21 protein-coding genes are annotated in these 21,125 nt (G+C 60.7%); 17 read left to right on the top strand and 4 right to left on the bottom strand.

The annotated features are described in order from the left end of the window. The first annotated feature begins 247 nt into the window (after positions 1-247). The 5 genes from G5A07_RS10050 to G5A07_RS10030 all read left to right on the top strand — a co-directional run bounded on the left by G5A07_RS10050 (position 248) and on the right by G5A07_RS10030 (position 4,849). Positions 248-1,078, top strand: coding sequence for a DUF932 domain-containing protein (locus G5A07_RS10050; protein WP_191863262.1), 831 nt, complete (start codon positions 248-250; stop codon positions 1,076-1,078). 81 nt (positions 1,079-1,159) lie between these two features. After that, positions 1,160-3,223: a ParB/RepB/Spo0J family partition protein gene (locus G5A07_RS10045; protein ID WP_191863261.1), complete on the top strand. Its 2,064-nt coding sequence runs from the start codon at positions 1,160-1,162 to the stop codon at positions 3,221-3,223. A gap of 60 nt (positions 3,224-3,283) precedes the next feature. After that, a complete protein-coding gene (locus G5A07_RS10040) occupies positions 3,284-3,490 on the top strand; it encodes a hypothetical protein (RefSeq protein ID WP_004350866.1) in 207 nt (68 codons plus the stop codon). Between the two features lie 160 nt (positions 3,491-3,650). Beyond that, positions 3,651-4,136 (top strand): DUF2321 domain-containing protein, encoded by a 486-nt coding sequence (locus G5A07_RS10035; RefSeq protein ID WP_191863260.1) that lies wholly within the window; start codon positions 3,651-3,653, stop codon positions 4,134-4,136. A gap of 11 nt (positions 4,137-4,147) precedes the next feature. Then, positions 4,148-4,849 (top strand): TIR domain-containing protein, encoded by a 702-nt coding sequence (locus tag G5A07_RS10030; protein ID WP_011002526.1) that lies wholly within the window; start codon positions 4,148-4,150, stop codon positions 4,847-4,849. 327 nt (positions 4,850-5,176) lie between these two features. Here G5A07_RS10030 and G5A07_RS10025 read toward each other — a convergent pair whose 3' ends face one another. From G5A07_RS10025 to G5A07_RS10015, 3 genes are read right to left on the bottom strand one after another with little or no spacing between them, the layout of a single operon-like run. Beyond that, positions 5,177-6,013 (bottom strand): macro domain-containing protein, encoded by an 837-nt coding sequence (locus G5A07_RS10025; protein WP_262405886.1) that lies wholly within the window; start codon positions 6,011-6,013, stop codon positions 5,177-5,179. 33 nt (positions 6,014-6,046) lie between these two features. Continuing rightward, a complete protein-coding gene (locus tag G5A07_RS10020) occupies positions 6,047-6,610 on the bottom strand; it encodes a hypothetical protein (RefSeq protein ID WP_191863258.1) in 564 nt (187 codons plus the stop codon). 8 nt (positions 6,611-6,618) lie between these two features. Beyond that, positions 6,619-6,909: a helix-turn-helix transcriptional regulator gene (locus G5A07_RS10015; RefSeq protein WP_024087535.1), complete on the bottom strand. Its 291-nt coding sequence runs from the start codon at positions 6,907-6,909 to the stop codon at positions 6,619-6,621. 315 nt (positions 6,910-7,224) lie between these two features. On the opposite strand from G5A07_RS10015, the gene G5A07_RS10010 reads away from it, so the two are divergent. The 9 genes from G5A07_RS10010 (at position 7,225) to G5A07_RS09970 (ending at position 14,694) form a co-directional block, all read left to right on the top strand. Then, positions 7,225-7,575, top strand: a complete 351-nt coding sequence (locus tag G5A07_RS10010) for a DUF2958 domain-containing protein (protein WP_191863257.1) — start codon at positions 7,225-7,227, stop codon at positions 7,573-7,575. A gap of 344 nt (positions 7,576-7,919) precedes the next feature. Further along, entirely contained in the window at positions 7,920-8,690 is a 771-nt protein-coding gene (locus G5A07_RS10005) for a DUF2285 domain-containing protein (protein WP_191863256.1), read from the top strand. 111 nt (positions 8,691-8,801) lie between these two features. Continuing rightward, positions 8,802-9,086 (top strand): helix-turn-helix domain-containing protein, encoded by a 285-nt coding sequence (locus G5A07_RS10000; protein WP_191863255.1) that lies wholly within the window; start codon positions 8,802-8,804, stop codon positions 9,084-9,086. 26 nt (positions 9,087-9,112) lie between these two features. Next, positions 9,113-9,958: a replication initiator protein A gene (locus G5A07_RS09995; RefSeq protein WP_223107653.1), complete on the top strand. Its 846-nt coding sequence runs from the start codon at positions 9,113-9,115 to the stop codon at positions 9,956-9,958. 265 nt (positions 9,959-10,223) lie between these two features. After that, positions 10,224-10,862, top strand: a complete 639-nt coding sequence (parA, locus tag G5A07_RS09990; protein ID WP_060042660.1) for a ParA family partition ATPase — start codon at positions 10,224-10,226, stop codon at positions 10,860-10,862. Next, the gene (locus tag G5A07_RS09985; protein WP_191863253.1) at positions 10,859-11,143 is read left to right on the top strand and encodes a chromosome partitioning protein ParB; all 285 of its coding nucleotides are present in this window, start codon (positions 10,859-10,861) and stop codon (positions 11,141-11,143) included. Before parA ends, G5A07_RS09985 begins: the two co-directional genes overlap by 4 nt. Beyond that, positions 11,140-11,685 carry a DUF2840 domain-containing protein gene (locus G5A07_RS09980; protein ID WP_191863252.1) on the top strand — a complete coding sequence of 182 codons (546 nt, stop codon included), beginning with the start codon at positions 11,140-11,142 and terminating at the stop codon, positions 11,683-11,685. Before G5A07_RS09985 ends, G5A07_RS09980 begins: the two co-directional genes overlap by 4 nt. Then, positions 11,682-12,269, top strand: coding sequence for a S26 family signal peptidase (locus G5A07_RS09975; protein ID WP_191863251.1), 588 nt, complete (start codon positions 11,682-11,684; stop codon positions 12,267-12,269). The genes G5A07_RS09980 and G5A07_RS09975 overlap by 4 nt, the downstream gene beginning before the upstream one ends. A gap of 436 nt (positions 12,270-12,705) precedes the next feature. Further along, positions 12,706-14,694, top strand: coding sequence for a relaxase/mobilization nuclease and DUF3363 domain-containing protein (locus G5A07_RS09970; protein ID WP_191863250.1), 1,989 nt, complete (start codon positions 12,706-12,708; stop codon positions 14,692-14,694). Positions 14,695-14,845: 151 nt separating this feature from the next. On the opposite strand, the gene G5A07_RS09965 is transcribed toward G5A07_RS09970, so the two are convergent. After that, the gene (locus tag G5A07_RS09965; protein ID WP_191863249.1) at positions 14,846-15,769 is read right to left on the bottom strand and encodes a LysR substrate-binding domain-containing protein; all 924 of its coding nucleotides are present in this window, start codon (positions 15,767-15,769) and stop codon (positions 14,846-14,848) included. 112 nt (positions 15,770-15,881) lie between these two features. Here G5A07_RS09965 and G5A07_RS09960 point away from each other — a divergent pair, with 112 nt between their 5' ends. From G5A07_RS09960 to G5A07_RS09950, 3 genes are all read left to right on the top strand, one after another. Next, on the top strand, positions 15,882-16,586 hold the full coding sequence (locus G5A07_RS09960; RefSeq protein ID WP_191863248.1) for an NAD(P)H-dependent oxidoreductase: 705 nt from the start codon (positions 15,882-15,884) through the stop codon (positions 16,584-16,586). Between the two features lie 318 nt (positions 16,587-16,904). Next, a complete protein-coding gene (locus G5A07_RS09955; protein WP_129485092.1) occupies positions 16,905-18,089 on the top strand; it encodes an MFS transporter in 1,185 nt (394 codons plus the stop codon). 338 nt (positions 18,090-18,427) lie between these two features. Next, positions 18,428-21,121 (top strand): excinuclease ABC subunit UvrA, encoded by a 2,694-nt coding sequence (locus G5A07_RS09950; RefSeq protein ID WP_191863247.1) that lies wholly within the window; start codon positions 18,428-18,430, stop codon positions 21,119-21,121. Positions 21,122-21,125 lie beyond the last annotated feature (4 nt).

Raw genomic sequence — 21,125 nt, 5'->3', positions numbered from 1 at the left:
GTCAAGGCGCGCCAGGCCGTGTCCTCGGCTGCGCCTGCGGGCCGCACCACCCTGACGCTTTTCTCCTTGACGGCTCACGTCCGTGGGCTCCTGACCGTCGCGGGCGATGAACTCAGGAAAGACGGTGGCAACAGGGCCAACCGGGTTCCTCGTGCCAACCGCACCGAACAGCCGAAAGGCTGGGCTCCGAATCTAGGAATCCGGTGTGCGGTTTGAACAGCAAACCCTTTTCGTCAGGAGAAAGACTATGCAACTCGCATCCCAATTCGCTTCCCGCTCCCCCTCGCTGCGCAGCGACTACCCGCTGACCGATGACCAGATTTACCGCGTAGCGCCGTCCATCTTCGCGGACGCGCCGCACGAAAGCCGTTCGCAGCGGTACGCCTATATCCCCACCGCCGCCGTGCTGGCCGAGCTTCGCAAAGAAGGTTTCCAGCCTTTCATGGTGACGCAGACCCGTGTGCGCGACGAAGGCAAGCGCGAGCACACCAAACACATGCTGCGCCTGCGCCACGCCAGCCAGATCAACGGCGCGGAAGCCAATGAAATCGTGTTGCTCAATTCCCATGACGGGACGAGCAGCTATCAGATGCTGGCCGGCATGTTCCGGTTCGTGTGCAGCAATGGCCTCGTCTGCGGCGACACCGTGGCCGATGTGCGCGTGCCCCACAAAGGTGACGTTTCCGGGCATGTCATCGAAGGCGCTTATGAAGTCTTGCGCGGTTTCGACCGGGTGAAGGATTCCCGCGATGCCATGCGCGCTATCACGCTGGACGAAGGCGAAGCCGAAGTGTTCGCCCGTTCCGCGCTGGCCTTGAAGTACGACCCCACCGACAACAAGTCCGCGCCCATCACCGAATCGCAAATCCTGATGCCGCGCCGGTTCGATGACCGCCGCCCGGACTTGTGGAGCGTGTTCAACCGCACCCAAGAAAACCTGACCAAAGGCGGATTGCATGGCCGCAGCGCCAGCGGACGCCGCCAGCAAACCCGCCCGGTGCAGGGCATTGATTCCGATGTGCGCCTCAATCGTGCCCTCTGGATGCTGGCCGATGGCCTGCGCCAGTTGAAAGCCTGATTCCCCACGCGGCAGGGGCAGGCAGCAGCCCTTGCCGCTTCTCTCGCTGCTGTATCCCTGAACCCCATAGGAGTTATCACCATGAACGCCATTACCCAAACCGAAGCCCGCGCCCTCAACACCGCCGCCGCGATCCCGCTGGAAGCAGCCGACCCGACCAAGAACCTGATTCTGGTTCCGCTGTCGCGGCTGGTGTCGCGTCCTGCTGGCCGCAACGTGCGCAAGACCCCGCGCATGTCCATCCCCGAACTCGCCGCCAGCATCCAGCGTGTCGGCCTGCTGCAAAACCTCATCGTGATTGCCGCCGCCGATGGCGAGTGTTACGAAGTGGTGGCCGGTGGCCGCAGGCTGGCCGCGTTGAAGCTGCTGGCGAAGAAGCACCGCATCAGCAAGGAATGGGACGTGCCTTGCCTGCTGGTGGCCGATGGCACCGCCCGCACGGCCAGCCTCACCGAGAACGTGCAACGCGAAGCCATGCACCCCGCCGACCAGTTCGAGGCATTCGCCGCGCTGGTGGCCGAAGGCCGACCCATCGAGGACATAGCCGCCGATTTCAGCGTGTCCCCGCTGGTGGTGCAGCGCCGCTTGAAGCTGGCGAACGTGTCGCCGCGCCTGCTGGCCGACTACCGCGCCGAAGCCGTGACGCTCGACCAGTTGATGGCCCTTGCCATCACCGACGACCACGCCGCGCAGGAAAGCGCCTTCTATGACGCCCCAACGTGGCAGCGCCAGCCGTCCGCGCTGCGCGACCGCCTCACCGAAAGGGAAATTGACGGCTACCGGCATCCGCTGGTGCGCTTCGTAGGGCTGGACAGCTATGAAACCGCAGGCGGCGGCATCCGCCGCGACCTGTTCGCGGAAGGCGATGCGGGCGTGTATCTGACCGATGCCGCGCTGCTGGAACGGCTGGCGCAAGACAAGCTGGCAGGCATCGCCGCCGAGGTGAAGGCCGAAGGTTGGGCGTGGGTGGATGCCACGCCCGCCGTGACCCATGCCGACCTGCACGCCTTCCAGCGTGCGCCGAGGGAGCGGCGCGAGCCGACCAAGCGCGAAGCAGCCCGCATCGAGAAGCTGCAAACCAAGCTGCACGAACTGGCCGCAGCCGTGGATGACGCGCTGGACGCCGACGACGAGGAAGAGGCCGATGCCTTGCAGGAAGAAGGCGAAGCCCTGGGCGAGCAGTTGCAGGCGCTGGAAGATGGCTTGCAGGAGTACGGCCCGACCGTGAAGGCCGCAGCCGGTGCCATCGTCACCACCGACCGCAACGGTCAGGCCGTGATTTATCGCGGGCTGCTGCGCGAGGCCGAAGCCAAGGCGCTGCGCACGCTGGAACGCCTGCGCCAAGGGTTCAGCGGCGAGGATGCTGGGAACGACGACGAGGGCGAGGACGGAGACAGCGAAGGGCAGCCCAAGACCGCCGCCATGTCCGACCGGCTGGCGCAACGGTTGAGCGCCCACCGCACCGCCGCGCTGCAAATCGAAGTGGCACGGCATCCGCAAGTGGCGCTGGCTGCGCTGGTGCATGGCATGGTGCAAACGGTGCTGCAAGGCGGCTACCACGGCCACGACTTGCCGCTGGGCGTGAGCCTGAAAGTGCAAGACCGGCTGGAAGGCATGGCCCCCGACTGGCCGGAATCCCCCGCCGCCGTCGCGCTGCGCGAGTTCCAACAGGTGGCGGGCGAAGCCTTGCCGGAGGACAGCGCCGAACTGTTCGCCGCGCTGCTGGCGAAGTCCCAAGACGAACTGGTGCGGCTGCTGGCGGTATGCGTGGCCGTCACGGTGGACGTGGTGACACCCCGCACCACACGGCAGCAGCCGGGCGAAGAACTCGCGCAGGCCGTGAGGCTGGACATGGCCGCATGGTGGAAGCCCACCAATGAGGGCTATTTCCGGCATGTGCCGAAGGCTGCAATTCTGGAAGCCGTGGAGCGGTTCGCCCCGTCGCACGTCACCCGGCTGGCGAAGTTGAAGAAGGCCGACATTGCCAGCGAAGCCGAGCGGCTGGCAGACGGCACGGGCTGGATGCCTGCCATCTTCAAGGCCGAAGGGCCGGACGCCACGCAGGCAGAACCACAGGAGCAGGACGACGCCCCGGAGGATGCCGAGGCAACAGCAGATGAACCCTCCGTGGCGCTAGCCGCTTGACCCGTGCAAAAGCAAGCGCCCCGGCCTCGACCGGGGCGCTTTGCTGGAAGGAGAACACCCATGACCTACACCACCAGCCGCCCCCGCATGGCGGCGATCTATGCCCCCGGCACGATACGCGCCCGCCGCTGGCACGGCGAAGGCGACGTGCGCGGCTACCGGCCGCCCTCTGGCTGGTCAGCCCGCGCCGACCTGACCGACATTCACCCCATCACGGGTCGCGCCTTGCCGCGTGCCGTGTGGTGGCTCATCGAGACGAAGGAATAGCCCGATCAGCACCGCGCCCTGGGCGCAGTGAGTGCAAAAATCCGGGCGCGGCAGTGGCCGCGCCCGGTGTCATCCATGCCTCCAATTTCCACGCTGCTGCTTTACAATCCCTTGATTTGACCAACGCCGTATCTATCGGCATAAATAACAAGGGAGCGCAATGGGGACATATCGGGTCGCACAGGTTTGTCCTAACGGGCATGTCGCAACAACAGCCGCTGATCAGAATCCCGAGCTTCAAGAGGCGTTCTGCTCTAAGTGCGGTGAAGAGACCATCATGCAGTGTCCTTCGTGCAGCGCATCCATTCGCGGCGATTTCTACGTTGAAGGCGTTTTCGGCTTGGGTGGTGATTACGAGCCTCCCTCGTTCTGCCACAACTGCGGTAGCCGATTCCCTTGGACTGAACGCAAGATTGCTGGCGCTGTTGAGCTAGTGGAAGCAGGCGCAGAGCTGTCGCCAGAAGAAGTCCAGCAGTTCCGTACCGATTTGACGGAATTGACCAAAGACAGTCCAAAAACTCAAGTTGCATCCCTTCGATTCAAGAAGGTGATGACGAAGGTCGGCGCTTCGGTTGCATCTGGCGTGCGCGACATTGTTGTCGATGTACTTAGCGAAGCTGCGAAAAAAGCGATTTGGGGAGCTTAGAAGGAATGGCGATGACTCTCGACGAAATTAAGGCCTGCCTACAGGCCGGCAATCTTCAGATTGCGAATGAGACGGCACTTGCGAACGGCACTGGCACACAACTTCGTTTGCAAAATGGTGCAATCGTCAATAGCTACCACACCGGTAATTTCAATGTTCAGGGCAAGAACCAAGAGGCGGTAAAGGCTTGCCTCGGCGTGCAACCTGCACAGGCTGCGGCACCAGCTCCACAGAATGGCGCTGCTGCTAAGCCAATGCTCAGCAAGGTATTCGTGGTTTATGGGCACGATAATGCCGCCCGAACCGAGCTTGAAGCGATGCTGCGCCGCTGGAGGCTTGAGCCGTTGATCTTGGATCAACTTCCTTCGGAAGGGCAGACCATCATCGAGAAATTGGAAAAGTACACGGCAGAAGTAAAGTTTGCTGTGGTGCTGGCCACGCCCGACGACGAGGGCTACCGCGCTGGTCACGAAGACGAAAAGGCGTTCCGTGCGCGCCAAAATGTTGTGATGGAATTGGGCATGATGCTTACGCTGCTCGGTCGTAAGAACGTTGCCATTCTCATGAAGCAACAAGACAATATGGAGCGCCCATCCGACATCCAAGGGTTGCTCTATATCCCATTCAAGGACAATCTGCAAAAGGATGCAGGGCCACTTCTGGCAAAGGAAATGGCGGCTCAGGGTTATCCCATTTCGTTGGCGAATCTGTAGGCATCGGCAAATAAAATCTATTTGGAAATAGTGCCTGCTATTTCCCAGAATGAGCCCCTTGTTGTGCTCTTAGACTTTTGAGCGTGTCGGCGCAAAGCGCCGCCGGGCTTTCGGGCTGCGCCCCGTGCCGTCTTTGTCGTCACGGCCATTCGGCTTCAATCCCTCACGCCTTCGCGCCTGCGGCGCTGCGCTTGCCTCCAGGGGAAAGCCCTGCGGACTATCCGCGCCGCGCACGGCTTGGCGCCCCTCGATGCCGCCGAATCGGCTGTGCCTGATCGGCCCGGCCAGCATCTGCAAAGTGGGCTCGCTCCGAACCGCCATTGAAAACTACACGCCGTTCCTGGCGGATTTGATATCGAGAAGATTGATCTGGTCGATCTTGTCTTTGTGGATCACGATGGTCAGCTTCGCGGGATATTTGAATCGCATCTCACTGATTCTGAATGTCCACAGCATGATTTTCAGTAGATCCTCGTCGGAAATATTCTTGTGTCCTTTGATTCGCGTGATTCCTGATCCAAAGATTGTTGTCGATACGCTTTGCTGGGCGTACACGTTGTTTACCTTGTCCCAGAAATTAATGAGGAACTCAAGGTACTCCGGCATCGTTAGTAGCGCCTTGTTGTTCTCATCGAACTTGGAGAACGCGGTCAGGAGATAGTCTTTGTACAGGCAAATCGTGCCTATCTGATACCTTTTCTTCTTACCGTGTTTCCTTGCCTCGTTCTCCTCCAGGACTTCACTTTCATCAAAAGCGTATTCCTCGATGTAGCGGTCTAATTCGGAAATCGGAACGCCGAGATGCTTCTGGATGAAAACTCCGTTGAGAGAAGTCTCGCCAATTATCTTGTTGTCCACCTGAGTGTCGAAATACTCATTGAAGGCAATTGCCTTCAATCCCGGCTGGTGGAAAATGTCGCCGGTCTTGATCGCGACATCGCTCCCCTCAACATTTATGTCGATACTGTTCAGGTTGTTCGACCAGAGCCATATCCCCACGTAGGTGAGTGCCAGTATTGCCAAGAAAGCCAAGCCAGCCTTTAGCTTCCACTCGGCAGGAACGTCAACAAAAATAACTATGAATGACAGCGTACCGCTGACGACAGCGGTGATCTCAAGGAATTTCTTGATGACCCGCTTGTCAAAAAAGTTGACCTTCGCCATGACGTGAATCATTCGCTCCGATATGTCGATTGATTATGGGTTGTATCTGTAGGTGCCTGGGGCCTTCATGCTCCCAACCATAAACTCGCCGTCCTGCAAGGATTTTTTGATGAGCTCTTTATTCATCGGAACATGAAGCGTCGGGACTTTGTTCATCGAATCCCGGAACACGGGAAGATTTCCCCACAGGTTCTTGACCGCCTGCTTCAATGATCCGCCGACAAGCAGACTTTCCTTGGTGGCATATTCGGGATAGATGACAATGACAGGAAGCCCTTGATCGTTGATCCCGTAGTCGATTTCTTCTCGAAGGGCGCGGGAATTCGTCGTGATCGAACTCAAGATGAGGATAATGTTCTTCGAGCTCCGAAGGCGCTCCCTGAGCCTGGGTTTCAGTGTGTATTCCCAATCGCTGCCATCGCGGACACTGTAAGTTTTGTCGTGCGAATCAACGAAGGGGAACGTCGCATCAGCGCCTTTCCACATCCGTAGGGTGTTGTAATACTGAAAATCCTTCGTCGCATTGGCACCTAGCGAGCTGGGATGGAATGGCTCTGCAACGTAAAAGGCGGTGTAGTTTCCATTTCGATATGCCATGTCGCTTCTCAATCTCCATCAGAGTTCAGTACCGCCTCAAGTTCCTGGCGCACCTGCGCCAACAACTCGTCAGCCTTGTGCGTGCTGTCGCCCGCAAAGGCCAGCGTCAACAACGTGAGCGGATGCACGTCCATGACCTCGCACAGCTCGGTCAGCTTGTGTAGGGTCGGACTTTTCAGGTCGCGTTCTAGCGTACTCATATAGGTGCGGCTCGACACGTCGGAGAACGCTTCCTGGCTCAAGCCACGCGCCTTCCTGACCGTCTTCAACGCCTTCGCCAATGAGTACTTTGCCGCCACCTATGGTTTCCTCTTAAAACCAAGATGACAACCCATTGCATCCTATAGGGCTACAATCTATAGTGTTCATTCATGGCTGAGAGGCCGCTTTCGTGCTTTTACGGAAATCCGTATCCCCGGATTCCGACAGAACCGGGGAATCGCATCCGTGTCTTTCCGGCTTCCGACAATTCCGCTTCGGTGCTTCCGTCCTTCTACGGATGCGATGGCTTGCACATCCGTGCTTCCACACGAATGCACAGATTCGGTTCGACGGTTCTGTGCTTTGGCTCAAGAGCGCATCCGCGCATCGTCGGTTTCGTGGGGAGGCTGCCCGTGACCCTGCCGCTTGTCACCGCCGATGAACGCGCCCGGCTGCTGGCCCACGGGGCGGCGCTCGCCGCTGGGCAGCGGCTCGACCCGCTGCCCGTGGTGCGCCTGTTCACCCCGGACGCGCATGTGACTTGGCTGCTGGTGTCGCTCGATCCTGCGGATGGCGACACGGCCTACGGCCTGATCGACTTCGGTATCGGGATGCCTGCGCTCGGGACGGTCAAGCTGTCCGACCTGGCGGGCATCGTCGGGCCGCGCAAGCTGCCGGTGCGGCGGGATCGGTATTTCCAGGCGGTGCGTCCGTTATCGGAATACGTCCGGCTGGCGCAGGAGAACGGCGCGATCACGGATTGATGAAAACCAGCGCGGCCCGGCCACGCGGGGCGCATCGTGACTACTTCAATCTTGGTCAAGACCGTGCAGGTCTGAATCCGCATTCTTGCACCGAAGTGGTGCGATCCTGTTGAAAACAGTCCTGATCTTTGGCGCGGGCTGCGGCACGGTGTTCGGTGCTGCGCGTCATTTTCCTGACGGCGTAGCCGTCGCATTCAGACGATTTCCGCAACACGCAGGAGCCAAACGGTCTTGACACCGACAGTTACAGCTTAACCAATTTTGATGACGACCTAATGGCATTTCGATAGCTCCCGCATCGCGGAAATCGTGGCGACGCATCCCAAACAGAGGGAGGTTTCGCCATGACTGATCGCAGCGCTGAACACTGGTATCCGACAGCTGCCTATCTCTACGTTCTGCATCTTGACGACCCTGCGCTGGCGTGGGAATACCTGCGCCGAAATCCCGGCTATCGGCTCGACTGGCTGCACCGTCGTCGCCGGCCGGACGCAGCGCAGGCGTGGGGCCTGCGCCTGCTGGAAGATCCGGCCTTGGATGCGCGCGACGCGCATCCAGCCTGGTTCCCCGATCACGATGCCGTGGTGCAACTTTACCCGGATGTCGACCCACCGCCCGAGGCCCATGCCTTCGAGTTCTGGCGCGTGCCTGGGCGCAAGCAACTGATCCACGATGGCAAGCGCCTGGTGCTGGTGTCGCACTGGCCCGGCTGCTGCCTTCGGCTCGCGCTTGCGCCGGGCCTGGAAGACGGCATGGCCTACCTCTACGCCACCCGCGCCTGCGCCACGCCCTGCGCGCGCTATCGCACGCTCGCGGCCGAGCTGGATGCCCTGGCCGCCGCCACGGTTGCCGCGCCTGCGGCGGCGGCCCGTTCCCGGCCCACGTCGGCCGCGGTGCTGGAACTGCACACCTTGCAGGCGCTCGACGCGACCCTGGCGGGTGCGTCCTTGCGCGAAGTGGCCGAAGGGCTGTTCGGCGCGGATGCTGTCGCGGCCGACTGGCACAAGGACAGCGCCTTGCGCGCCCGCGTGCGGCGGCTGGTGAGCCGTGGCGATGCACTGATGCGCGGCGGTTATCGCCGCCTGGCACAGCTTCCGCTGCTGCCATTGCAGTAGGGGGGACGTTTTGCGTCCTCCGCAGATCGTCCCTTAGCAAGAAGCCTCGCTTTCTTGAAAGTGCCTCTATCCGGCCGCGTGGTGTGGCCGGGCTTGATGGAGGTACATCCCATGCGACCCGCTCCCTTGCAGCCTGCCGCCGCTGCTGTCGCTGCGCCTGCGCAGCCCCAACGCTACCTGACTAACGACGAAGCCGCCGAGTACCTGCGCCTTTCGCCCCGCACGCTCGAAAAGCAGCGCGTGATCGGCGGCGGCCCGAAGTTCCGCAAGTTCGGCCGCCGCGTCATGTACGCCGTGTCTGACCTCGATGCCTGGGCCGACCAGCGCAGCTACGAGGCGACTTCCGACCCGGAATATGCCGAACGTCACGCGGGCGACTACCGTGATGGCCGCTGATCGCTGGCGCGTGGGTGGCCGTCGCCATGTCCAGCCCGTCAGGGCAAGCCTTGCCGCAGCGCGAACAGCTCGATCTGTTCCGCGCGCTGCCGGGCGACATGGCACCGCGCGACAGCCAGGACTTGATGGCCTTTCCGTTCTTCTCGCTGGCGAAGTCGCGGCGCGTCGCGCCGATCGACTTCCGCGCCGGCGGTATCACCATCCGCGTGGAAGGCACGGCCGAGCATGGCATCGCAACGATATGGGATGCCGACGTGCTGATATGGGCTGCTTCGCAGATCGTGGAAGCGCGCGACGCGGGCATTCGCCCGTCACGCTGGATACGCGCCACGCCCTACGAAATCCTGCGCTTCATCGGGCGCGGCACGTCCTTGAACGACTATCTGCGCCTGAAAGCCGCGCTCGACCGGCTGCAATCGACCACGGTGGCCACGTCCATCCGAGAAACCACGGGAAGGCGACTGCATCGCTTCTCGTGGATCAACGAGTGGAAGGAGCTGGCCGATGCCAGCGGCGTGCCGCAGGGCATCGAACTGATCCTGCCGGACTGGTTCTATGCGGGCGTGCTCGACGCTGCCCTGGTGCTGACCATCGACCCAGCCTATTTCCGCTTGAAAGGCGGCATCGAACGCTGGCTGTACCGCTTGGTGCGCAAGCACGGCGGCAAGCAACCGGACGGCTGGCAATTCGACTTCCGGCACCTGCACCGCAAGTCGGGCAGCGCGGCGCGCTTCTCCGACTTCGCCTACGACCTACGTGCCTTGGTGGCGCGGCAGTCGTTGCCCGGCTACGTCCTGGGCATCGAGCGAATGCCGGACGACGGAACGGAGCTGCTGACCTTCCGGCCCGTGCTGCACACGGCACGGGGATAACTGCGGGAAAAGGTGTGAATAGCCTCGTGCTATCAGGAGTACCGGGTATCGTGCTATCAGGAGTACGCCTATCGTGCTATCAGGAGTACGAAAACGCCGGAAAGCCAATAACGGCGCGGGTTTGCGTTCCCTCTAACTTATCTAACAAGAAATACATAACTTTTAGTAGAAGCGCGCCGTTTCGGTGGACAACCACCCAACGGCACGGCGAACGGCGTTTTGCACGGCAGGCAAAGCCCGGCTTTCCAACACGGAGGGCTGCGCCATGATCCTCGCTCTACTCAACCAGAAAGGCGGAGTCGGCAAGACCACGCTCGCCACGCACATCGCGGGCGAGCTGGCGATGCGCGGCCAGCATGTCGTCCTGCTCGATGCCGACCCGCAGGGTTCATCGCTGGACTGGACGCAGCGCAGAAGCCAGCAAGGCTTGCCACGGCTGTTCAGCGCCGTGGGCCTGGCACGCGAAACACTGCATCAGGAAGCGCCAGAACTCGCCAGGCGGGCCGATCACGTCATCATCGACGGGCCGCCGCGCATCGCCGCCTTGGCGCGCTCCGCGCTGCTGGCGGCCGAGCGCGTGCTGATCCCGGTGCAGCCCAGCCCCTACGACCTTTGGGCCAGTTCGGAAATGGTTTCGCTGATCCGTGAGGCGCAGGTGTTCCGGCCTGCGCTGCGCGCGGCCTTCGTCATCAACCGGCGCGTCAGCACCACCATCATCGGCCGCGAGGCGCGGCAATCGCTCGCCGAACAGCCGCTGCCCGCGCTGCGCTCGGAAGTGCATCAGCGCATCGTATTCGCCGACAGCGTGGCCGCTGGTCGGCTCGCACGCGAGACGGCACCCGACAGCGCCGCCGCCCGCGAAATCACCGCCTTGGTGGACGAACTGCTGCGGTGGCCGACATGACAGCGCAGCAGCCACCCAACAGCAAACGCACTGGCAAGCGCGTCGGCATCGGCGCACGTCCGCCTGCGAATCCGCACGCCGAGGCGTGGATTCGCCAGGGCGACGCCGAGGCGCTGGGCAAGGGCGACCTCTACACGGCTCGCCTCACCCTCGACATCACGCCCGCCATGCGGGCGCGCATCAAGATCGCCGCCTTCGGCCAAGGCGTGACCGTGGCCGATCTGCTGCGTGGCCTGCTGGAGCGGGAGTTTCCCGAGAACCGCAGGGAGAACACACCATGACCGCATCCGCTTTGCCTGCCGCGAACGAGGCACCGGCTGCGCCGTTGCCTGCGCTTGCGACACTCGCCGGGCAGGCCGGCAACGTGCCACTGACGCGCGTTTCGCTGGCCCACCTCGAACATCGCTTCAAGCTCTACCTGCGCTTCGGTGAACCGGCGCGCACGCTCCAGCTCGACCGCTGGCGACGTTGCGCGGTGTTCCTGCCGGGTGCGATGCTCTGCCGCATCCGCTGGCAGGCCAACGATTACGGCACCGTGCGCTGGCAGCTCATGGTGATGCAGACCGCCACGCCGCTGGATGCCGTGCAGCGCATCCCCGGCGTGCAGCCGGGCGCGCGCCTGCTGCTGCACGCCGAAGGCAATGCCAACGTGCGAGCCGTGCTGGAACGCATCGACGCTATCGAGGCGCTGGGCATCGCACCCGCTGCCGCGTCGCCCGCGTACTGGCGCACGTTGGGCAACCGGCTCGCGGCGCGCTCGCCGCTCCCCGAATACACCACAGAACGGCACGCCGCCTGGCTGGCCGGGAGGGCATTGCCATGACCATGATTCCCGCGACCGGCTCCGCGCCGCGTCCTCGCTCGCGCCTGCGCGCCCGCCTCGTGCTGGCGGGCCTGTCCATTTTCGGCTTTGCCGCACTGGCCTGGGCCTCTTTCGGCACACCACCGCCGCGCGTGATCTACAACCCGTCCGACAGCGTGGCGGTCGGCTGGTATCGCGTCGAACCGTTCGACCCGCGCACCGTCTCGCTGCCACGTCCGTTGTCCGTGGACAGCATCGTGCTGGTGCCGCTTCCGGCTACGGCCGCCGCGCTCGCTGCGCAACGCGGCTACCTGCCGATGCGCGTGCCGCTGCTCAAACGTGTGGGCGCGGTCGCGCCGCAGGAGGTGTGCATTTCGGGGGGCCTCGTTTACATCGACGGCGTGCCTTCGGCCGCCGTGCTGCCTGCCGACCGGCTGGGCCGGGCGCTACCGTCCTTGCAGCTTTGCCGCCGCCTTGAACCCGGCGAACTGTTCTTGTTGAGCGTGACGAATCCGGCATCGTTCGACAGCCGCTATTTCGGGCCGGTCAGCGCATTCGCCGTGATCGGCGTCGCGCGCCCGATCTGGCTGGAGACACGCCCATGATGGCCGCCAATTCGCTGCGCTCCGGCGTGCCATCGGGCATGTGGTTCTCGCTGCTGCCGCCATGTCGCCGCGCCTGCCGTGCAGGTGCATTCGCACCGCACGTCGCGCAGCATCCGGCGCAGCCGTCCAACGTGCAGGCGTCTTGCTTCGAACGCGCCCGGCCTATGGCCATCGGCGCATTCGCCGGCGCGCTGGCTGCTCACGCAGCAGCGCCGCCGGGCCGCCGGTGCCTGGAGCGACAGCGGAAGGCAAAGGCGGAAGGCAAGACAAAAGGACGCGGCACCTGGCCGCATCGAAAGCCTGTCTGCACATGGGGGTGGCGTGGCACGGTGCGGCTTCGCCGCCGTGCCGCGTTCGGCGCGAGGGTCGCGCCAATGCAGGCATGTCCGCGTGCTTCGCACGCCAGGACACGCCAGAGCTTGCAGCGAGCACAGCCATGACCGACCGCCGCGACGACGATTTCCGGGTGCGCCCGAGCGCCCCGAAGAACCGGGGCAACGGCCAAGGCCAGAGCTTCGTTTCCAAGGTGCTCAAGCAGACGGGCAAGGCCAGCGGCGGGAAGTCGGCGGTGCGCCATTCCGCCGCGTCCGGCGGCCAAGGCCAGCGGCCCGGCTCGCGCTTGGGGCGCGGCCATACGGCGGCGCGCTTCGCAGGCGGGAAGCTGACCCCCATGTCGCGGCGCGTGACTATCAAGACGCTGCTGGTCAATCAGCGCAACGCCAGCCCACAGTCGCTGGCGAAACATCTGCGCTATATCGAGCGCGATGGCGCGGGCCGCGATGGCGAACCGGGCCGGGCCTACGGGCCACAGGCCGATGAAGCCGACCTTGATGCCTTCAAGGAACGCTGCCAGGACGACCGGCACCATTTCCGCTTCATCGTTTCCCCGGAAGACGGCGCGGAACTGGACGACCTGCGCACCTATACCCGGCATCTGGTGAACCGCATGGAAGCCGACCTGGGCACGCGGCTGGATTGGGTGGCGGTCGATCACTGGAACACCGACAACCCGCACACCCATCTGATCGTGCGCGGGCGCGACGACACCGGCAAAGACCTCATCATCGCCGGCGACTACATCGCCCACGGCTTCCGCCACCGGGCCGCCGAACTGGCGACCGAATGGCTGGGGCCGCGCACCGAACTGGAGATCCAGCAGACGTTGGGGCGCGAGGTGGAACAGGAGCGGTGGACGAACCTGGATCGCACCCTGCAACGCGAAGCCGGCGACGATGGCCGAGTGCAGATCGAACAGTTCAACGCACCGGTGCTGCAACGCCAGCGTCTGTTGCTGATCGGCCGGCTGCAACGCTTACAACGGCTGGGCCTGGCCGACGAAATGCAGCCCGGCATCTGGGCCGTCCATGCCGATGCTGAGAAGACCTTGCGCGCCTTGGGCGTGCGTGGCGACATCATCCGCACTATGCAGCGCGCCATGAGCGGCCAGCAGCGCGAGCTGGCAGTGTTCGAGCCGAGCCAGAATGATGATGGAGGTGGCCGCAGCATCCTCGGCCGCGTGGCTGCGAAGGGGCTGGCCGACGAGCTGCACGACCGTGGCTATCTGGTCATCGACGGTGTGGATGGCAAGGCCCACTACGTCGCACTGAACGCCCGCGACGAGCTGGCGAACTATCCCACCGGCGCGGTGGTGGAAGTGAAGGATTCGGCCAACATACGCGCGGCCGACAAGAACATCGCCGCGCTGGCGAGCGATGGCCTGTACCGCGCCGACCATCACCTGGCCATCGAACAGGGCCGGGCCAAGGCCGGACGCGATCCGCAGGAGGTTGTCGCTGCCCATGTCCGCCGGCTGGAGGCCCTGCGCCGCGCCGGCATCGTGGAGCGCGTGGCCGATGGACTCTGGAAGGTGCCGGACGACCTGGCCGAGCGTGGCCGCCAGTACGACGTGCAGCGGCTGGGCGACGTGGCGGTGCAACTGAAATCGCATCTTGCAATTGAGCGTCAGGCCCGCGTGATTGGGGCCACCTGGCTGGACCAGCAACTGATCGGCGGCGGCCGTGGGATGGGCGACCTCGGCTTTGGCGGTGATGCCAAGCAGGCCTTGCAGCAGCGCATCGACTTCCTCGAAGAACAGGGACTGGCGCAGCGGCGTGGGCAGCGTGTCATCCTCGCACGCAACCTGCTGAGCACGCTGCGCAATCGGGAGATCGCGCAAGCTGCCGAAGGAATTGCCATTGCAACCGGCCTGGAGCATCGTCCGATTGCGGATGGGCAAAGGGTGGTCGGCATCTACCGGCGCTCCTTGATGCTTGTGAGTGGCCGCTACGCGCTCCTGGACCATGGCAAGGAATTCAGTCTAGTGCCGTGGCGGCCAGTAATCGAACAGCGGCTAGGGCAGCAGATTGCTGCGACAGTGCATGGGAACGGGGTCGCGTGGGATTTCAGAAAACAACGCGGCCTGTGAATTGGATAGAGTAGGCACCACGAAATAATTCTTTTGGCGAGCAAGACACCATCATTGGAGATGAATTGATAACCGCCTTGTACACATGACGCGAGCTATGAGCAGAACTATTTTTGAGCTGACAGATTTAATCTCTAGTCTTAGGGGCATCCTATGAAAAATAATTTGAATGTTTGGCCACGAATAATCGCGCTTCTTCCCTAAGCCAATTTTTTACCATCACGACTGCGGGATGTTCACAAGAACCTAAGGCTGAGAGCAGATAGAAATCACGACCATCCACTGCCGGGCCGAAAGGCACGCGAAGCAATCCTTCGTCGAGAGCATCCGCAACAAGGGCAACACTTGAAAGTGCAACTCCTTGACCCGCAATTGCGGCTTGAATGGTATGTGCTTCGTCAGAAAAGCCGATTTCTGGTCCAGACGGCTTTCCATCCATGGTTGAAGTGGCTAGCCATTGCGGCCAATCCGGAATGCAGTCGTCATTTTTACTCGAACGGAAACGCAATCTCGCAATATTGGAGAAATCGTCGCGGTTTTCGGCATTAAGTGAGGGAGCGCAAACTGGCACATATCTGCCAGGAAGCAATACCTCGCCTTCAACACTTGAATCGGGTGGTGTGCAAAATCTAATAGCAAGGTCTGCACTGCCAGCTTTGAGTTGAACTGGTGAATCAGAAGAATGTAGGTGCAAATCGACGTTAGGAATAGCCGCTGAGAGGGCAGGAAGACGAGGCAAAAGCCAACGAGCGGCAAAACCGCAGGTTGTGCTTAATGTAACGGACGGTCTGCGGTCTCGACGTTGCAGCTCCTCGATCGCACCCACGATGCCGGTAAACGCTGTGTGGACAGCAGGATACAAAAGTTGGCCAGCATCGGTGAGGCTGACGCTGCGTACCTCACGCGCGAATAACCGGATATCAAGAGCATCTTCTAACTGTTTTATGCGATGACTTACTGCTGTTGGAGTGATCGACAGCTCTGTGGCCGCTTCCTTGAAGCTCTTCAGTCGTGCCGCTGCTTCAAAAGCGCGTAGCGCGCTAAGAGGTATGTTCCCGAAGATGTGCTGATGCATGAATTTCTATCACCTGTCGACTGAGAAAAGATCGTTTGTCGTAAAGCTTGCTCCCGTGGATCATACGCTTATTGGCTGTTCCATGCCTGCAATTGAAAAGGATAGATGAATTATGCTTAATGTTCTTTACCTCGATGGAAGCGCTCGTCCTGGCTCCTCCGCTGAGCAACCTCACGGCTCCCACACCAGGCGGTTAACGTCGCGCTTCGTGTCGAAATGGCAGAGCATCCGGCCCCAAGACTCTGTCGTCTACCGGGATCTTGGAAAAGCTCCTCCTGCCCAAGTTGACGCGACGTGGATCCATGCCGCATTTACGCCAGCTGAGCAGCGAGAGCCTTGGATGGTTGAGCGACTTGCAGAGAGCGACGCATTGATTGATGAACTTCTGCGAAGCGATTTGATAGTGCTCGGTGTGCCCATGTACAACTTTGGCGTGCCAACACAAGTGAAAGCCTGGCTCGATAACCTTATCCGCGTGGGGCGCACATTCGGTTTTGATCTGGCTCGTGGCGATGTACCGTATTGGCCGCTCTTGGCCGATCAAGGTCGTCGGGCTGTGCTCCTGAGTTCGCGCGGAGACTACGGTTACGACGCAGGGGGACGTTTGTCTGCTGACAACCATGTCGAGGGTGGCGTAATGGCCGCTCTGCGCTATATCGGCATCAAGGATTTCGATTCAATCGCTATCGAGTTCGATGAGTTCAGGGATGCGCGAGTCGTCGAGTCTATCGAGAAGGCCGAGTTGGCTGTTGATAACCTGGTCAAGAATCTGACCGGCTGGGCTAATACGCAGGAAAGCCTTAATTCCAAAAAGTAAGCACTGGCATATTGAAACTCTAGCTGGTCATCTGATCGACGAATGGAACTAGCCACCATTTCTAACGAAAAGTGTCTAGTTCCGATATTTTCGTCTCAAATTCTGTTGACACCTGATAGCGCCAGTTGACAAAAACCACTAGCGTAGGGTTCGACATGGCTGTCTACACATTTTCGATAATTAAGGCGGCCTGTTTCAATAAGCCAAGTTCCTCCGTAGGTGCCCCCTTAACGCGAGCGTAGCGAAAGGGTTGACTTAGGAAAGTCCACTTCCTGAGTTCTACAGGGAGCTGTTTTTTTGATGATTTAAGAGGATCTGATGCCAATTGCATTGCTAGCCCTGACGATATGTTCTTTTGCAATCGGCACTGCCGAGTTTGTCATTGTGGGGTTGATCCCAATCGTAGCAACGGACCTGGGCGTTAGCCTGCCATCCGCAGGCTTGCTCGTCAGCCTTTATGCAATGGGTGTCGCGGTAGGTGCCCCTTTGCTCACTGCGGCCACGGGAAAAGTTCACCGGAAGATTCTGCTTATCTCATTGATGGCGATTTTCACTGCGAGCAACATATTGGCATGGGCATCGCCGAGTTTTGAGACATTAGTCGCAGCTCGGGTTTTGACAGGACTAGCTCACGGAGTCTTTTACTCAATCGCGACCATCATTGCCGCAGGGCTTGTTCCAAAGGAAAAAGCCGCCAGCGCTATTGCGATCATGTTTACAGGGCTGACCGTAGCACTTGTCACTGGTGTGCCGATTGGAACCTTTATTGGGCAGATTTTTGGATGGCGCTCGACCTTCCTTGTTGTAGCTGCTTTAGGTGCAATCGCAATATTGGGAACACTTTTATTCGTTCCTAGCAGCATCCCCAGTAGCAAGCCTGCAACATTGAGGCAACTTGCCAAGGTGCTAACGCACCCTCGCCTGATACTGGCCTATGCAATTACGGCTATCGGCTACGGAGGGTCTTTCGTAGCCTTTACCTACCTCGCGCCAATTCTTGAAGAAATCTCGGGCTTCTCGGCAGCAGCAGTGAGTGGCGTGATGCTTTTGTATGGTGTGTCTGTTGCAGCTGGAAATCTCTATGGTGGAAAGCTTGTAGATCGCTATGGTGCGGTGCCTGCGCTTCGTTCGATATTCTTGGCATTAACAGTCGTTCTTACCGCATTGGCATTCACTGCATCAAGCAAATGGATGATGCTCATCACCGTTCTGATATGGGGTGCAGTCGCCTTCGGAAACGTTCCTGGTCTTCAGTTTTATGCCGTTAAACAAGCCGAGCGCTATGTGCCGTCTGCCGTGGATGTCGCTTCCGGGCTGAATATCGCGGCATTCAATTTGGGGATCGCCGGAGGCGCTTCTATAGGGGGGATGATCGTGGCAAGGGGAAGTTTGACATCCACACCTTTGATCGCTGCAATATTCGTATTTTTGGCATTCGCTCTGACAGTATGGGCGGGCTTTCTCGATAGAAGAAAGCGAGCTGATCATTTAGCGGAATGTTGATCCTTTATTGCTTAGTCATGTATACAGTCAGAAACCAGATAAAAATTAGAACTGAGGCTGGTACTGGCTTATAGCTCGGTTGATATTGTTACGGCTGCTGGGAGCAACTGATTCGTCTTGGGCAGCGTAAGCGCAGTGCGGCGTTGTCCGGACCTTAGGGAAAACGGAGAACGCACCTGTGGCAATTCGTCCGAATCCAACGTATGCAAATGCTGTGATGTGGATGCTGTGGCCTCGATGGGTGTAGCAACGCAATACGGAGGCAACGGAATCATTGCGGGGGCACAGCATTTTGCGCTCCTGCAAATTCGGAAGAAACCACGATATCAGTCGACATTATGAAGAACGAAATATCTAAAAATCACGGGTTTGTAAGTATTCGCGGGGCACGGGAAAACAACCTAAAGAACATTGACGTTGAGATTCCCCGTGATTCGCTGGTGGTCTTCACGGGTATCTCGGGTTCGGGCAAGTCGTCCTTGGCTTTCGGCACCTTATATGCCGAGTCGCAGCGTCGCTACTTGGAATCAGTTGCGCCTTATGCACGTCGGCTGATCGACCAAGCGGGTACGCCGGATGTGGACGCTATCGACGGTCTGCCACCCGCCGTGGCGCTGCAACAGCGTCGGGGTACACCTACCGCTCGGTCCTCTATTGGGAGTCTGAGTGGCATTTCCAATTTGGTGCGGCTCCTTTACTCCCGTGCGGGCCGGTATCCCGTGGGGCACCCCATGCTGTATGCGGAAGACTTTTCGCCCAACACACCGGAAGGTGCATGCCCGCATTGCCACGGCATGGGCAAAGTCTATGAAGTTACCGAACAGTCGATAGTTCCGGATGACGGCCTGACGATTCGCGAGCGCGCTGTAGCGGCCTGGCCCACTGCGTGGGGTGGGCAGAATCTGCGGGACATCCTCGTCATGCTGGGACACGACGTCGATGTGCCATGGCGAAAGCTTCCCAAGAAATTGCGCGACTGGATTCTTTTTACTGAAGAGCAGCCTACCGTCCCGGTGTATGCCGGAGCCAGCCATGAGGAAGCCAAGGCCGCGCAAAAGACTGGTTTGTCGCCAAGCTACATGGGCACATTCAGCAGTGCGAAGCGGCATGTCTTGCACACCTTCGCACACAGCAAGAGCGCGCGTATGCGCGAGCGGGCCGCGGCATTCATGGTCAGTAGCGACTGCCATGTTTGTGGTGGAAAGCGCATCAAGCCTGAGGCTTTGGCGGTCACCTTCTCGGGTCTCGACATCGTTGAGCTCGGGCGGTTGACGCTCGACGAGATGGCAGTGCACCTTACTCCGGCGGCCGAAGGCAGGCTCGGACAGGAGATCCCAGCAGCCAGCATTCATGCGGGTCTTCCCACCACGGCTGGCGGTAAACGCCGCTCGGGATCGACGACAAAGCCCGTACCTGAATATGCCCAGGAGCAGGTGCTTGCTGCCCAGCGATTAGCCCAGGAAATTACCTCGCGCATCAGCGCGATGACACAGCTCGGGCTTGGGTATCTGTCGCTCGACCGCGCGACGCCATCGCTGTCCTCGGGCGAGCTGCAACGCCTGCGTCTGGCCACGCAACTGGTATCACAGCTTTTCGGAGTCGTGTACGTACTCGATGAACCGTCTGCAGGATTACACCCCGCAGACGGCGAAGCACTGATTGCTGCACTGCATCGGCTCAAAAGAGTTGGCAATTCCTTGTTTGTGGTGGAGCACGATCTGGCCACCATGGGCGAAGCGGACTGGTTGGTAGACGTCGGACCCGACGCTGGCGCCCATGGAGGAGAAGTTCTCTATAGCGGCCCTCCTGCTGGGCTAGCGAAAGTTAGTCGATCCAAAACGGCGCGCTACCTGTTCCCGGCCAAGAGCGACAGAAAGGTTCAAGTTCGCCGGGATGCCCTTGAGTGGCTACGCCTTGAAGGCGTTGTGCGCCATAACCTTAAAGATGTGGACGCCGCGTTTCCGACAGGGTGTCTGACGGCGGTGACCGGAATTTCTGGCTCTGGGAAGTCGAGTCTGGTCAGTCATGCACTGGTCGAACTTGTAGCGCAGGAGCTCGGCACGCCTTTGGTTGACGCCGAGCACAACGATGGCGATAGCTCGCCCAGTAGCGCGCAATCCTTCAGCGACCTGCAAGACGATGATCCGGGTGCTGCCAGCAATAGTGCGGGCGTCGTGACGGCGGGCCGCTTGGCGGGATTGGTCGGTATCAAACGACTGGTTCGGGTTGATCAAAAGCCCATCGGCCGCACGCCACGGTCCAACCTGGCAACTTACACCGGCTTGTTCGACGGCGTACGCAAGCTGTTCGCGGCCACACCTGCAGCACAGCGGCGCCGCTATGGGCCCGGGCGTTTTTCCTTCAACGTCGCACAGGGACGATGCCCAAAGTGCGAAGGCGAAGGCTTTGTGAGCGTGGAGTTGCTGTTCCTCCCGAGCGTGTACGCACCGTGCCCGGAATGCCACGGTGCTCGTTACAACCCGGCAACGCTTGAGATCAAGTGGAAGGATCTGACGATTGCGCAGGTGCTTGACCTCACAGTGAAGGATGCCTGCGAGGTGTTTTCGGATGAGCCTGCCGTACTGCGACCACTGATGCTGTTGCACGACATCGGCCTGGGCTATCTGCGACTGGGGCAGCCTGCGACCGAGTTGAGCGGGGGTGAGGCGCAACGCATCAAGCTCGTCACCGAGTTGCAGCGGCTGCAGCATGGCAACACCCTTTACGTGCTGGACGAGCCCACCACTGGACTGCACCCGGCGGATGTCGATCGCTTGCTCCTGCAACTCGATGGATTGGTCCAGGCAGGCAACACAGTTGTGGTGGTCGAGCACGACATGCGCGTGGTCGCGGCGTGTGATTGGGTCATCGACATGGGACCAGGGGCTGGCAATTCGGGAGGCCGAGTGGTGGTCAGTGGGCCTCCAGAGGTAGTGGCTGCCGTAAAGGCAAGCCGGACAGCGCCTTATCTCTCCAATGAACTGGTAGGCAAACAAACGGCTCGCTTCGTCAGATCAACCAGCAAGGCCTAAGGCC

Origin of the sequence: Stenotrophomonas sp. AS012628, from assembly GCF_010608305.1 — a bacterium.
GTDB classification, from domain to species: domain Bacteria; phylum Pseudomonadota; class Gammaproteobacteria; order Xanthomonadales; family Xanthomonadaceae; genus Stenotrophomonas; species Stenotrophomonas geniculata.
This window is presented reverse-complemented; position numbering and strand designations above follow the sequence as displayed.